We start from the raw sequence: 12,640 nt of genomic DNA, 5'->3' as shown, positions 1-12,640 counted from the left end.
CCTCGAACTGCGGCTCGACGTGCGCAACCTCTTCGACCGGACCTGCGCGAGCCGCAGCTCGGACGGGCTCGATTTCACCGGCTCCTAGGTGCCGCTGACCGAGCCGGGCCGGACCTTCCTCGTGACCGCGAAGATGCACTTCTGACCGCCGCTTCCGCACTGGCAAAACGACGGGAGCGGACCGCGAGGCCCGCTCCGCTTTGGGTTCGCCCCTGCCAAGACACCTCGCTGAGACAGGATCAGGCGGCGGTCCAGGCCATGCCTTCGAAGGCCTCGCGATGGGCGAAGCGCTTGAGGTGATCGTCGATGATGAAGCGGGCCTTCGCCATGCCCTCGTCGCTCTCGGCGCTGATCTCGATGCGCAGCGCCTCCCCGGTCGCGGTCATCACCGCGGGCCCCGTCGGCAGGGAGGCCTCGCCCCGCGCCGCGTCGTAGTCCACCGGCACCTTGTGGGCAAAATGCTTGCAGAGCTGCTGGAGGTATTTCGATGCATTTGGCGTCTCGAACGTCCCGGTTTCGCGCATTGGCATGGCGGCACTCCAAAAGTTGATCATTTAGGTCAGATTACGCATTGCGGCTCCGGAGAACAATCCGGTATCAAATCGCCATCCTAGCGGAGCCGGCCGCACGCCACGCCACGCACCCACTTCTGACCGGGAGCACCTGAATGCGTCCTCTGCTGCTCGCAGGGTTTGTTGCCTGCGCCACCGCCGTTTCCGCCGCCGCCGAGACCGTCTCCATCGACACCGCGACCGGCAGCGCCGAGCTCGAGACCGCGCCCGAGACCGTCGTCGTCTTCGATGCCCCCTCGATCGACACGCTGCACGCGCTCGGACAGCCCATCGCCGGCATCCCGCAGCCCCTGTACCTGAGCGGCATCGACGACGTGGTCGCCTCGGCCGAGACCGTGGGCACCATGTTCGAGCCCGACTTCGAGGCGCTCGCGGTGATGCAGCCCGACCTGATCATCGCCGGCGGCCGCTCTTCGGCGCAGGTCGACGCGCTGAGCCAGATCGCTCCCACCATCGACATGACGATCTGGGGCGAAGGCATGGTCGAGCAGACCCGCGCCCGCATCAAAGCCTTCGGCGAGCTCTTCGGCAAGCAGGCCGAGGCCGAGGCGCTGACCGGAGACCTCGACGCCAAGCTCGCCGAGGCCAAGGAGGCCGTGGCCGGCAAGGGCACCGGCCTCATCGTCCTGACCAACGGCGGCAAGATCTCGGCCTATGGTGCGAACAGCCGCTTCGGCTGGCTGCACGGCGCGCTCGACCTGCCCGAGGCGCACCCGGGGCTCGAGGACGACACCCACGGCCAGGCGATCTCGTTCGAGTTCATCGCCGAGACCGACCCCGACTGGCTTCTGGTGATCGATCGCGGCGCGGCGATCAACGCCGACAGCCAGTCCGCGCAGGCGACGCTCGACAACCCGCTGGTGGCCCGCAGCAAGGCCGCGCAGCAGGGCCATATCCTCTATCTCGACGCCGCGCCCATGTATATCTCGGGTGGCGGTGCCAGCTCGATGATGCACACGCTCGACGAGATCATCTCGGCCTTCGGCACCTCGGAAAGCTGACAGCCCTTGCTGCGCCCCTGGCCCCTCACCATTGCCGCCCTTGCCGGGCTGATCGCGCTGAGCCTCTCGCTCGGCGCGGCCAGTTTCGGGGATGACGCCGGCTGGCTCCTGATGGTCAGCCGCATCCCCCGCACCGCCGCCGCGCTGCTGGCGGGCGCGGGGCTGGCGCTGGCCGGGGTCGTGGTGCAGCAGGTCGTGCAGAACCGGCTGGTCGAGCCCTCGCTCACCGGTGCCCCCGAGGCCTCGATGCTGGGGTTGCTGGCGGTGACGCTGCTGGCGCCGGGCATGGCCGTTTCGGGCAAGATGCTGATCGCTGCCGCCGCAGCGCTGGTCGGCATGGCGGGCTATCTCGCGCTGGCGACACGGCTCCCGCGTGAGGACCCGATGCTGCTGCCGATCGTCGGCATGGTCTACGGCGGCATCCTCGGCGCCATCGGCGTCTGGATGGCGTGGTCCGCCGATCTCATGCAATATCTCGGCGCGTGGCGGCTGGGCGAGTTCTCGGGCGTCATGATGGGTCGTTACGAGTGGCTCTGGGGCATCGCCGCCCTTGCCGCGCTGCTCTATTTCATCGCTGACCGCGTCACCATCCTCGGGCTGGGCGAGGCGCAGGCCCGCAGCCTCGGGCTCGACTACGCGCAGACCCGCGCGCTCGGGCTCGTCGTGGTCTCGGTGATCACCGCGCTGGTGCTGGTGACCGTCGGCAGCTTCCCCTTCGTCGGGCTGGTCGCGCCGAACCTCGTGGCCCGCTGGCGCGGCGACAACCTGCGCGCCAACCTGCCGCTGATCGCGGTCGGGGGCGGCGTGCTGCTGCTGGCCGCCGATGTCATCGGCCGGCTGCTGCGCTACCCGTTCGAGATCCCCGCCGCCACCGTGATTGCGGTCTTCGGCGCCGGCGTCTTCCTCTGGCTGCTGCACGCCGCGCCGGGCCGTCGGCATGGCTGAGCGTCGCCTCCTCTGGCTGGGCCTCGCCCTGCTGGCGCTCTGCGGAGCGTTCCTGGCGTGGCAGCTGCGCGCGCCGGTGGGCTTCATCCTCGGGCTGCGCGCCGCCAAGCTCGGTGCGCTGGTCTGCGTGGGCGCCGCCACCGGCGCCGCGACGATCCTCTTCCAGACCGTCGCGGGCAACCGGCTGCTGACCCCGGGCCTCGTGGGCTTCGACGCGCTCTTCGTGCTGCTGCAGACGCTTCTGGTGGCGACGCTTGGCGGCGTCGGCGTGACGATGATCCCCGCCTCGGTCCGCTTCGGCGTCGAGCTGGTGGCTCTAGCCGCCGCCTCGGCGCTGCTCTTCGGCCTGCTCCTGCGGCGCGATGCCCGCGACGTGACCCGCATGATCCTCACCGGCATCATCCTCGGCGTGCTGCTGCGCGGCCTTGCAGAGATGGTGCAGCGGATGATGGACCCCTCCGACTACGCGGTGGTGCAGCAGGCGATGTTCGCGAGCTTCGGCCGGGTCGATCCGCAGCAGCTCGCCGTCGCGGCGGTGGTGCTGCTGGCGGCGCTGGCCGCGGCGCTGCGCATGGGGCCGGCGCTCGACGTGGCCGGGCTCGGACGCCAGACCGCCCGCGGGCTGGGGCTGAACCACGACCGCGTGGTGATGATCTCGCTCCTGCTGATGGCGGCGATGGTCTCGGTCTCGACCGCGCTGGTGGGGCCGATCACCTTCCTCGGCCTGCTGACCGCGAGCCTCGCCCGGCAGGTCACCGGCACCCATCGCCACGCCGTCCTGATCCCGGCCTCCGCGATCATCGGCGCGCTGATCCTCGTCGCGGGCCAGTTCGTCTTCGAACGCCTGCTCGGCAGCCAGTCGGCGCTTGCGGTCATCGTCGAGCTCTTCGGCGGGCTGCTCTTCCTTGTCCTCGTCCTCAAACGGAGGCGCAGATGATCGAGGTCTCCTCGCTCAGCTATTCCGCCGGGTCCACGCCGATCCTGCACGACATCTCGACCACGCTCGAGCGCGGCGGCATCACCGCGCTGATCGGCCCGAACGGCGCCGGCAAGTCGACGCTGCTGCACTGCATCTCGGGGCTCGAGAAACCGGCCTCGGGCAGCGTGAGGATCGACGGCCACGACCCCTTCGCCGTGCCGCACCGGCAGCGCGCGCGGCTGGTGGCGCTGCTGCAGCAGTCCCCCGCGCTGGTCAGCCGCCTCAAGGTGCGCGAACTGGTGAGCTTCGGCCGCTGGCCGCATCACCAGGGCCGCCCCTGCGCCGAGGACGAGGCCATGGTCGACCGCGCCCTCACCGCCTTCGCGCTGACCGATCTCGCCGGGCGGACCATCGACACGCTCTCGGGCGGCCAGCGCCAGCGCGCCTTCATCGCGATGACCTACGCGCAGGACACGCCGTGGATGCTGCTTGACGAGCCGCTCAACGCGCTCGACCCGCGCCACGCGAGGGACCTTATGGCCCGGCTGCACGCGCTCTCCCGCGATGGCTCGCGCAGCATCGTGATCGTGCTGCACGACATCAACGCCGCGGCGGGCTGGGCCGACCACATCGTGGCGATGAAGGACGGCCGCATCGTGGCGCAGGACGCAAGCGCGTTGGTGCTCACCGAGGCGACCCTGCGCGACGTCTTCGACACGCCCTTCGAACTGCTTCATCACAAGGGCCGTCCGGTCGTCGTGGCGCGCTGAACTGGACTTGGTGCTTCAGCGGCCTCCGCTGAATGGGTGCAGGTCTCGGGCCCGCCGCAGCCTTTCTCGCGCCGGGCGCCGGTCTTCCCCTCAGCAGATCCGCGGCAGTTGCTCTCCGACCAGCATGTCGACAATGCGCGTACCGCCGAAGGCGGAGGTCATACGCACCGGGACGCTGCCCCTCTCCGTCGCGCGCCCAACGATGACCGCCGCGCGCCCCGATGGCAGCGCGCGCATGGTGGCCAGCGCCGCGTCGGCCTCTGCCTCGGGCACGAAGAGCACAAGCGCGCCCTCGTTCGCCAGGTAGAGCGGGTCGAGACCGAGGATCTCGCACATGCCCTTCACCTCCGGGCGCAGGGGCAGCGAGGCCTCGTCGAGCTCCACCGACACGCCCGCCGCCTCGGCCATCTCGTTCAGCGCCGAGGCCAGACCGCCGCGCGTCGCGTCCCGCGCGGCCCGCAGGTTGGGGCAGGCCCCGGCGACCGCTGCCATCAGGTGGCCCAGCGCCTGGCAATCGGACTGCAGCGGCGCCGACAGCGCCAGATCGCCGCGCGCGGCCAGGATCGTGGCGCCATGGTCGCCCAGCACGCCGTTCACGATCGCCACGTCCCCGGGCCGGATGTGCACCGCACCCAGATCGCGCCCCGGAGGGATCACGCCCACGCCCGAGGTGGTGATGAACACCGTGTCGCAGGAGCCCTTCTCGACCACCTTGGTGTCGCCGGTGACGATCTTCACCCCCGCCGCCTCGGCCTCGCGCGCCATGCTGGCCACGATCCGGCGCAGCAGCGCGATCTCGCAGCCTTCCTCGATGATAAAGGAGGCCGAGAGCCACAGAGGCTGCGCCCCGCCGACGGCAAGATCGTTGACCGTGCCGCAGACCGCGAGCTTGCCGATGTCGCCGCCGGGAAATTCCACCGGCGTCACCACGTAGCTGTCCGTGGTGAAGGCCAGCCGCGCGCCCGGCACCTGCAGCGCGTCCGAGCTCAGCCGCGCCTGATCCTCGCCGCTCTCGGGCCGGAAGACGCCGGTGAAGACCTCTTCGATTAGGTCGCGCATCGCGCGACCGCCGCCGCCATGGGCCAGGGTCACGCGCTCCCCGCGCAGACGGGAGGGTTTGGAAGGCATGTTCATTCCGCCGGCTCCGTCTCCGAGGCGACGCGCGCGCCGCCGTAGGTCCAGTAGGCGGCGCAAGCGCCCTCGGAGGAGACCATCAGCGCGCCGAGCGGCATGTCGGGCGTGCAGCCGCGCCCGAACTGCGGGCAGGCGGTGGGCTTGATCCGGCCGGTCATCACTGCCCCGCAGGCGCAGCCCTCGGGCTCCTCGACCTTGGCGCGGCCCACGGCGTAGCCGATCCCGAACTTCTCCTCGGCGTCGTAGGCGCGGTAGGCCTCGCGGATACGCAGACCGGAGGCGTCGATCTCGCCCAGCCCGCGCCATTCGAACGACGGGCGTTCCTCGTAGACCTCGGCTATGGCCGCAAGCGAGACCGGGTTGCCGTGCTCGGGCACCACGCGGGCATACTGGTTCTCGACCTCGGCGCGCCCGTCGCGGATCTGTTCCAGCACCATCAGCACCGATTGCAGCAGGTCGAGCGGCTCGAACCCCGCCACGACGATGGGCTTGCCGTAGTCGCGGGCGATGAAATCATAGGGGTGAATGCCGATCACCATGGACACGTGACCCGGCCCGACGAAACCGTCGAGCTTCATGTGCGGATCGTCGAGCAGCGCCTTGATCGGCGGCGGCACGGTGATGTGGTTGCAAAAGACGGTGAAATTGCCGATCCGCTCGCGCGCCGCCTGCTGGATCGTCAGCGCGGTCGAGGGCGTGGTGGTCTCGAAGCCCAGTCCGAAGAAGACCACCTCGCGGTCGGGATTGCGCCGCGCCAGTTCCAGCGCGTCGAGCGGCGAATAGACCATGCGGATGTCGCAGCCGTCGGCCTTGGCCTGCATCAGCGACTTGCGCGAGCCGGGAACGCGCATGGCATCGCCGAAGGTGGTGAAGATCACGCCCGGACGCTCGGCGATCTCGACGCATTCGTCGACGCGGCTCATGGGCAGCACGCAGACCGGGCAGCCGGGGCCGTGGATGAACTCGATGCCCTCGTGCACGAGCTTGTCGAGCCCGTAGCGGAAGATGGCGTGGGTGTGCCCGCCGCAGATCTCCATGATGCGGACGGGCTCTTCCCGCGTTGCGCCGATCTGGCACGCGACGCGGGCGATGGCCGCCAGCACGCCCTTGGCGGCCTTGGGGTCGCGGAATTCCTCGACGTATCTCACTGCGCACCCTCCCGCACCGGCTCGTCAAAGGCGCGCGCGCCCTGCTCCATCGCTTCAAGCGCCTCCTGCGCCTCGCCAAGCCCCCGCAGCGCCTCGAGCGTCTCGGCGGCCTCGTGTTCATCGATCACCGCCATGGCAAAGCCCACGTGGATCAGCACCCATTCGCCCAGCAGATCGGCGAGCGGGCGGTCGGAGACCGGCGCCAGAGAGACCTCGCGCTTCACGCCCGAGACGTCGGCCATCGCCATCAGGCGGGCCTCGTCGGTGATCTCGACGATCTGGCCGGGAATTCCCAGACACATGGCTCAGTCCTCCTCCGTAACGGTCGCGTGCGGCTCGATGCCGTAGCGGTCCAGTTTGGCGCGCAGCCCGACGCGAGAGAGCCCGAGCTCTGCCGCCGCCTTCGACTTGTTCCATTTCAGCCGGGTCAGCGTCTCGCCGAGGATGCGCATCTCCATCAGCTCGACCCGGTCCTTGAGCGTGCCTTCCAGCGTGCAGAGATCGGTGCCGCTCACCGGTTTCTCGCCGGCGGCGAGATCGCCGTGGTTGCCCGCCTGCAGGATGTGGCGCGAGATCAGCTCGGGCCCCAGCGTCATGTCCTGCGCGAGGATCAGCATCCGCGTCACCTCGTTTCGCAGCTCGGGCAGGTTGCCCGGCCAGTCGTAGCTCTCGAGGAATTCCAGCGCCGGGCGCGACAGGCCCCGCACCGGCTTGCCATGGGTCTCGGCCACCTCGTGCAGCATGCGTTCGGCCAGCATCGCGATGTCCGGCACCCGCGCCCTGAGCGGCGGCATCGCAAGCTCGGTCACCGCCATCTCGTAGAACAGGTCGCTGCGGAACTGGCCCCGCGCGCAGAGCGGCCGCAGGTCGCGGTGGGCGCCGAAGATCAGCCGCGCGCCCGAGGTCAGGGTCTCGTGCCCGCCGATGGGCTGGAAGCCGCCTTCGCTCACGAGGTGCAGAAGCTGGAGCTGCATCGCGGGGCTGAGCGCATCGACACCGTTGAGGAACAGCGTGCCGCGGTCGGCGCGCTGCAGCATCCCCGCCTTGGCCTGCACCGCCCCCGGCACCGCGCCGCGCTTGGCCCCGAAGAGCTCGGCCGCCAGCACGTCGTCGGACATGCCCGCGCAGTTGAGCTTGTAGAACGGCCGGTCGCCGCGCAACGATCCGAAATGCATGGCCCGCGCGAGGTCGGTCTTGCCGGTCCCGGCCTCGCCCGAGATCAGCACCGGCACCTCGAAGCTGGCGTATTGCCGGGCGAGCGAGATCGTCGGGTTGAGGGGGGAGTCCACGCCCCGCAGCACCTTGTCGAAGCCCGAGGCCTCCTGTGCCTGCTGGCGGCGCGCCTGAAGCTTCTGCGCGGCGGTGTTCCCGAGATAGCGCATCTCGAGCGACATGCGCTCATGCTCGCGGCTCAGCTCGAAAAGCCGCGCGGCGTTGCGCACCGCCATCAGGAACTGGTCAGGATGCCACGGCTTGGTGATGAACTGGTAGATCCCCGCCTTGTTGATGGCGTCGATCATGTCCGAGCTCTCGGTGTAGCCGGTGACGATGATGCGCACCGTCTCGGGCCAGCGGTCGCGCACGTCCGAGAGCAGCTCGACCCCCGTCCGCCCCGGCATCCTCTGGTCCGAGACCACGACCTGCACCCAGTTCTCTTCCATCAGCCGCCACGCCTCTTCGGCGTCGGTGGCCTCGAGCACGTGGAAATCGTCCTCGAGCGCCATCCGCATGGAGGCGACCGAGAACGGTTCGTCGTCTACGACGAGCACCGTGGGAAGGCTGGGCGCGGCCATTATTCAGCGGCCTGCGCGAGACGCTTGGCGGCGGCCTCGCTGCGCAGCCAGCCGATCCACTGGTCGAGCCCCTCGCCGGTGCGGGCCGAGACGCGGACGATCTCGATGGTCGGGTTCACCCGGCGCAGGTTCGCCTCGTAGAGGTCGAGATCCACGTCGCAATGCGGCGCGAGGTCGATCTTGTTCAGCAGCGCGATGCGTGCGGCGGTGAACATGTCGGGGTATTTCAGCGGCTTGTCCTCGCCCTCGGTGACCGAGAGGATCGCCACCTTGGCATCCTCGCCGAGGTCGAAGGCGGCGGGGCAGACAAGGTTGCCGACGTTCTCGATGAAGAGCGTGGCGCCATCGTGCAGGTGCAGGTGGTCAAGCGCATGGCCCACCATGTGGCCGTCGAGGTGGCAGCCCTTGCCGGTGTTCACCTGCACCGCAGGCGCCCCGGTCTCGCGGATGCGGTCGGCGTCGTTGCTGGTCTGCTGGTCACCCTCGATCACCGCCACGTCGCCCCCGCCGTCGGCGGTCATCGCACGGATGGTGGCGCAGAGAAGCGTGGTCTTGCCCGAGCCGGGCGAGGACACGAGGTTGACCGCGAAGACGCCCTGCCCCGCAAGCCGTGCGCGGTTGGCGGCGGCGTAGCGGTCGTTTTCCGACAGGATCCCGGTCTCGATCTCGATCAGCCGCTCCTGGCTCATGTTGCCGACCGCGACACCCGCGGCGCCCTGGCCGAAGTGGATGTCGCCGTGGGCGCCGTGGTGGTGCCCGTGAGGGTGGTCGTGGGCGTGACCGTCGCCATGGTGATGATGGGCATCACCTTCTTCGTGACGGTGGGTGTGACCCGCGCCGTGGTGATGGTGATCGTGCCCATGATGATGGTGCCCGCCATGCCCGTGCTCGTGGCCGTGGTGGTGATCATGGGACTGGCCTTCGACGGACCCCGTCCCGCATCCGCAAACCGTGCACATCAGATAACCTCCATATCCTTGATTCTCATCTCGTCGCCCCCATCGGGCATCAGCTTGCCGCCGCCGCAGTTCGGGCAGGGGTCGAGCCTGTGCTCGATCTCCACCGTCTCCATGCAGTCATAGCAGAGCGCCCGCCCCGGCAGGTCGATCATTTCCAGCGCCGCGCCCTCGGCCTTGGAGCCGCGCATCACCACCTCCCAGGCGAATTCCAGCGCCGGTTTCTCGACGCCCGCGAAGCGCCCGATCTCGAGCCGCACCCGGGTCACCCGTGCGATACCGGGATCCGAGGCCGCCTGGTCCACGACCCGGCGAATGCCTTCGCAGAGCGACATCTCATGCATCCCGGACCTCCGTCAGGGACACCGGCGAACACGGGTCGAGAATGTCGAGCAGCAGCGCGCCCAGCCCCCTCTTCTCCGCCGGCAGCGTGGCGAGTGACCGGGCGAGGATGCCTCGCTCGGCCAGCAGCGCATCGGTGGGCGTGACCCGGTCGAACGCGGTGACGCGACCGTCTTCGGCCACGATATGAATGGCATAGGCCCCGCGCGCCGCCGGAACAAGCGCCCGCGCATCCCGGGCCTCGATGGCGGGCAGGATGCCCCGTGCCACCGCCGCGATGTCGTAGAGCCGCGCGGTGGCGCGCCAGAGCGGCCCGCGCCCGTGGCTGGCCTCGATGTGGCGCATCACCGGGTGGGCGGCGTGACGGGCGGCAACGGAGTTCTCCTGCGCGTCCCGCTCCCAGATCGTGTCGAAGCTGACGCCCGGCAGCACGCCCGACACCGCCTCGCCCGGCGCGAAGAGCGCGGCGATCCGGGCCAGCGGCGCGGCGAGCGGGCCGCCCCCGCCGAGGAACGTCGCAAAGGCATCCGGCGTCTGCGGCGCCACGGCTTCGGACCCGAAGAGCTGCCCCAGCAGCGCGTCGCCGCCCGCGCGCCACCCGACCGGCAGCGGCTGCGGCGGCAGGTCCAGCAGGCCGGGCCAGGTGATGAAGAACTTCAGGAGATGGTCGCGAAGACTGTCCTCGCAGATGGCGGCGGCGGGATCGGCCCCCCGGCTCCCCAGCGCGGCCGACACCGCCGCCGCCTGCGCCCCTCGGCAAAGGTTGAAGAGCCGCTGCAACAGCCCCTCCGCCTCTGCGACCGGCTTGCCCAGCAGGAGGTGCGCCACCGGGTGGGGCGTGGCGGGCTGGGCAATGAGCCGGGTTCGGGGGCGCGTGTCGAGCATCAGCCCGCGTCCCTCACCTCTGCCGCGTCCTGCGACAGGCCGCCGGTCAGGACGGCACGGCGGGTGGGTGCGGGATCGACCGGAGCCTCTTCGGCCTCGGCGGCAGCGTCGACCGCCGCCAGTTCATCCTCGCGCGCGGCGCGGATCTCGGCCGAGCGGTCGGTCTCGGCCCGGTGCTCTTCCTGGAACAGCGCCACCATCACCGCGCGGGCCACGTCGGTGGCGTCCTTCTGGCGGGTGAACTCGTGCATCGGCGAGAACAGCGAGCAGGCCTTGTAGCCGCCGGTCAGCTCGCGCGTGTTGTGGATGAACTCGTAATCGCCCGAGGGGAAGGAGATCACCTCCTTCTCGCCCGCGCGAAGGCCCGACCAGTCCTGCCCCGCGTCGGGCAGCAGCACGAGGTTCATGAACCACTGGCTGACCAGCACGCCGAGCAGGCAGTCACCGTGCTTCCGGAACGCCACCGCCTCGACCTGCAGCGCCTTGTTGACGATCGGCACGTCGCGCATCTTGGCGTTGTAGACCTCGCGGAAGTCGGCCGCGAGCCGGTCGGTCGCCGCGCGGATGCGCGAGGCCTCGAGGATGTCCGGCGCGCCGGGGTCCTCGAGCACCATAAACTGCTCTTTCGGCGCCGAGCAGTTGGGGCAGGACCAGTCCTCGGGCAGCGCCGAGAACGGCGTGCCGGGCTCGACCTGTCGCGTGTCGTCGCCCTCCGCCGGCTCGTAGGGCGTCCAGCAGATCTTGCACTCCATGATCGCCTGCTCCGAGATCCGGTCGTTGGCGCCGAGATAGCTGCCCTCGAAGCTCATCGGATCGCCTCCAGCACTTCGCGCAGCCGCCCGGCGCTGTCGCTCAGGTCCTCGGCGGCGGCGAGCGCGACTTCGGGCATGTCGGTAACCTCGAAGGTGTCGAGGATCAGCGAGTCCATCGAGTTGAAGAACTGCACGCGCCAGACGTGGGGCAGCGCCGTCGCGGTGACCCGGCAATTGCCGTAGCCGCGCGACAGGATGTCGGTCGAGCCCTCGCCCAGCCGCGCGTCGAGCCACGCCAGATCGCCCTCGGTGTGCGGCAGCAGCGTGAGGTTCACCACGTGCAGCTCGCGCGTCGCGGCGTAGGTGGCGCTCTTGTCCTGAAGCTCGACCAGCAGCGCCGGTGCGTTGACGACGCCCGCGCCCGGCTTGTCGCCGGTGGCGCGGCGGTGGGGTTCGAAGGCGCGGCTGCGGGCGTCGGACGGCGCGCTTGCCACCTCGATGGCGTCGAGCCCCGCGCCGTTCAGCACCCAGATCCCGGCAAAGACCGACTCCTGCGCGCGGATCGCGGGAAGGCCGCGGATCTTCATGGCGACCTCGCCCTCGCCCATGGTCTCGGCGATCAGGCGGCGGTTGGCGGTGTCGAGCGGCGTCAGGTCGAAGCGCTCGGGCTTGCCGCCCGCGGCCACCCGGTCGGCGGCGTCGGCGACGCGCGCCATGAGGGTCATCGCGGGGGCGAGCCCCTCGGCATCCTCGACCTCGGGGAAATGCGCGGAGAAGGTGCGCATGTCCTGCGGCATCGGCATGTATTCGAGCGTCTCGTCCTCGGGCTGCGAGCCGGGGCCGTAACCGACGGGGGGCATGTGGAAATTGCTGACCATGTCTGTCTCCGTCAGGCGGCCGGGGCCGGGATGGCGTTGAGGATCTGCGGGATGCGGGCCATGTAGTCGTCCCAGTCCCGCACCTTGGGAATGCCGCCGAGCGGCTGGCCGTCGCGGAAGAAAATCAGCGAGGGCGTCTTGAGCACGCCGGTGGCCTCGCGCAGCTGGGCCTCGATGGCATCGTCCACGACGGCACAGTCGAAGGCCCGCTGGAAGGTCATGTGCAACTCGGGCAGGATCACCGCCACGTCGGCGCTTTCGAGATTGCGGGCGGGGTCACCCGGCACGAAGAGGCAATGCGCGCCGGGGGCGGTGGTGAAGGCTTTGACCTCGTCCATGGTGGCGAGGCGCGGCCAGCCGAACTCGGTCTCCAGTCTGGCGATCAGGGGGTGGCTCATGGGTGTCTCCTCAGGCGGTCGCCTTGCCCTGCTGCCGCGCCGCTTCGAGATGCGGCGGCAGCGAGGGCTCGCGGTTGTCGAGATCGGCAAAGGCGTCGCCCGCCCCCGCCCCTTGCATGATGCTGCGCAGGCCGCGCAGCGCCTGTG

Annotated in this window: 15 protein-coding genes and 1 pseudogene; 4 read left to right on the top strand and 12 right to left on the bottom strand. The window is 70.1% G+C overall.

Annotation, left to right across the window (positions count from 1 at the left end; all coding sequences use genetic code 11):
- Positions 1-239: 239 nt before the first annotated feature.
- Positions 240-530, bottom strand: a complete 291-nt coding sequence (locus tag HC022_RS03605; RefSeq protein WP_368484606.1) for a DUF2218 domain-containing protein — start codon at positions 528-530, stop codon at positions 240-242.
- 137 nt (positions 531-667) lie between these two features.
- Here HC022_RS03605 and HC022_RS03600 point away from each other — a divergent pair, with 137 nt between their 5' ends.
- Genes HC022_RS03600 through HC022_RS03585 form a run of 4 tightly spaced genes read left to right on the top strand, consistent with a single transcriptional unit; the run spans position 668 to position 4,207 of the window.
- Complete coding sequence (locus HC022_RS03600; protein WP_089958157.1) at positions 668-1,573, top strand: siderophore ABC transporter substrate-binding protein; 906 nt, start codon at positions 668-670, stop codon at positions 1,571-1,573.
- Positions 1,574-1,582: 9 nt separating this feature from the next.
- A complete protein-coding gene (locus tag HC022_RS03595) occupies positions 1,583-2,518 on the top strand; it encodes an iron chelate uptake ABC transporter family permease subunit (RefSeq protein ID WP_167451380.1) in 936 nt (311 codons plus the stop codon).
- A complete protein-coding gene (locus tag HC022_RS03590; RefSeq protein ID WP_167451368.1) occupies positions 2,511-3,455 on the top strand; it encodes an iron chelate uptake ABC transporter family permease subunit in 945 nt (314 codons plus the stop codon). Before HC022_RS03595 ends, HC022_RS03590 begins: the two co-directional genes overlap by 8 nt.
- Entirely contained in the window at positions 3,452-4,207 is a 756-nt protein-coding gene (locus HC022_RS03585) for an ABC transporter ATP-binding protein (RefSeq protein WP_167451367.1), read from the top strand. Before HC022_RS03590 ends, HC022_RS03585 begins: the two co-directional genes overlap by 4 nt.
- Positions 4,208-4,297: 90 nt before the next feature.
- Here HC022_RS03585 and hypE read toward each other — a convergent pair whose 3' ends face one another.
- From hypE to HC022_RS28955, 11 genes and pseudogenes are all read right to left on the bottom strand, one after another.
- A complete protein-coding gene (hypE, locus tag HC022_RS03580) occupies positions 4,298-5,341 on the bottom strand; it encodes a hydrogenase expression/formation protein HypE (RefSeq protein ID WP_167451366.1) in 1,044 nt (347 codons plus the stop codon).
- A complete protein-coding gene (gene hypD, locus HC022_RS03575) occupies positions 5,338-6,489 on the bottom strand; it encodes a hydrogenase formation protein HypD (RefSeq protein ID WP_167451365.1) in 1,152 nt (383 codons plus the stop codon). The genes hypE and hypD overlap by 4 nt, the downstream gene beginning before the upstream one ends.
- Positions 6,486-6,791: a HypC/HybG/HupF family hydrogenase formation chaperone gene (gene hypC, locus HC022_RS03570; protein ID WP_167451364.1), complete on the bottom strand. Its 306-nt coding sequence runs from the start codon at positions 6,789-6,791 to the stop codon at positions 6,486-6,488. The genes hypD and hypC overlap by 4 nt, the downstream gene beginning before the upstream one ends.
- A 3-nt stretch (positions 6,792-6,794) precedes the next feature.
- Entirely contained in the window at positions 6,795-8,282 is a 1,488-nt protein-coding gene (locus HC022_RS03565; protein ID WP_089958141.1) for a sigma-54 dependent transcriptional regulator, read from the bottom strand.
- A complete protein-coding gene (gene hypB, locus HC022_RS03560; RefSeq protein ID WP_167451363.1) occupies positions 8,282-9,241 on the bottom strand; it encodes a hydrogenase nickel incorporation protein HypB in 960 nt (319 codons plus the stop codon). The genes HC022_RS03565 and hypB overlap by 1 nt, the downstream gene beginning before the upstream one ends.
- Positions 9,241-9,582, bottom strand: coding sequence for a hydrogenase maturation nickel metallochaperone HypA (hypA, locus tag HC022_RS03555; protein ID WP_008887014.1), 342 nt, complete (start codon positions 9,580-9,582; stop codon positions 9,241-9,243). Before hypA ends, hypB begins: the two co-directional genes overlap by 1 nt.
- Positions 9,575-10,465: a hydrogenase expression/formation protein HupK gene (locus HC022_RS03550; RefSeq protein ID WP_167451362.1), complete on the bottom strand. Its 891-nt coding sequence runs from the start codon at positions 10,463-10,465 to the stop codon at positions 9,575-9,577. The genes hypA and HC022_RS03550 overlap by 8 nt, the downstream gene beginning before the upstream one ends.
- Complete coding sequence (gene hybE / locus HC022_RS03545) at positions 10,465-11,274, bottom strand: [NiFe]-hydrogenase assembly chaperone HybE (RefSeq protein WP_167451361.1); 810 nt, start codon at positions 11,272-11,274, stop codon at positions 10,465-10,467. Before hybE ends, HC022_RS03550 begins: the two co-directional genes overlap by 1 nt.
- Positions 11,271-12,095, bottom strand: coding sequence for a hydrogenase expression/formation protein (locus HC022_RS03540; RefSeq protein WP_167451360.1), 825 nt, complete (start codon positions 12,093-12,095; stop codon positions 11,271-11,273). The genes hybE and HC022_RS03540 overlap by 4 nt, the downstream gene beginning before the upstream one ends.
- 11 nt (positions 12,096-12,106) lie before the next feature.
- Positions 12,107-12,493 (bottom strand): hydrogenase accessory protein, encoded by a 387-nt coding sequence (locus HC022_RS03535; RefSeq protein ID WP_167451359.1) that lies wholly within the window; start codon positions 12,491-12,493, stop codon positions 12,107-12,109.
- 10 nt (positions 12,494-12,503) lie between these two features.
- Positions 12,504-12,640 (bottom strand): annotated as a pseudogene (locus HC022_RS28955) (hydrogenase); the annotation flags it as partial.

The sequence above is a fragment of the Salipiger sp. HF18 genome, assembly GCF_011806505.1.
Taxonomy (GTDB): Bacteria; Pseudomonadota; Alphaproteobacteria; order Rhodobacterales; family Rhodobacteraceae; genus Salipiger; species Salipiger thiooxidans.
The sequence above is the reverse complement of the archived record's forward strand: the minus strand, read 5'-3'. Positions and strand labels throughout refer to the sequence as shown.

Coding starts and splice junctions, on each gene's coding strand:
- hypB (WP_167451363.1), bottom strand. CDS start 9,241: ATGTGCACGGTTTGCGGATGCGGGACGGGGTCCGTCGAAGGCCAGTCC.
- HC022_RS03535 (WP_167451359.1), bottom strand. CDS start 12,493: ATGAGCCACCCCCTGATCGCCAGACTGGAGACCGAGTTCGGCTGGCCG.
- HC022_RS03565 (WP_089958141.1), bottom strand. CDS start 8,282: ATGGCCGCGCCCAGCCTTCCCACGGTGCTCGTCGTAGACGACGAACCG.
- hypA (WP_008887014.1), bottom strand. CDS start 9,582: ATGCATGAGATGTCGCTCTGCGAAGGCATTCGCCGGGTCGTGGACCAG.
- HC022_RS03590 (WP_167451368.1), top strand. CDS start 2,511: ATGGCTGAGCGTCGCCTCCTCTGGCTGGGCCTCGCCCTGCTGGCGCTC.
- hypC (WP_167451364.1), bottom strand. CDS start 6,791: ATGTGTCTGGGAATTCCCGGCCAGATCGTCGAGATCACCGACGAGGCC.
- HC022_RS03605 (WP_368484606.1), bottom strand. CDS start 530: ATGCCAATGCGCGAAACCGGGACGTTCGAGACGCCAAATGCATCGAAA.
- HC022_RS03600 (WP_089958157.1), top strand. CDS start 668: ATGCGTCCTCTGCTGCTCGCAGGGTTTGTTGCCTGCGCCACCGCCGTT.
- HC022_RS03585 (WP_167451367.1), top strand. CDS start 3,452: ATGATCGAGGTCTCCTCGCTCAGCTATTCCGCCGGGTCCACGCCGATC.
- hybE (WP_167451361.1), bottom strand. CDS start 11,274: ATGAGCTTCGAGGGCAGCTATCTCGGCGCCAACGACCGGATCTCGGAG.
- HC022_RS03550 (WP_167451362.1), bottom strand. CDS start 10,465: ATGCTCGACACGCGCCCCCGAACCCGGCTCATTGCCCAGCCCGCCACG.
- hypE (WP_167451366.1), bottom strand. CDS start 5,341: ATGAACATGCCTTCCAAACCCTCCCGTCTGCGCGGGGAGCGCGTGACC.
- HC022_RS03540 (WP_167451360.1), bottom strand. CDS start 12,095: ATGGTCAGCAATTTCCACATGCCCCCCGTCGGTTACGGCCCCGGCTCG.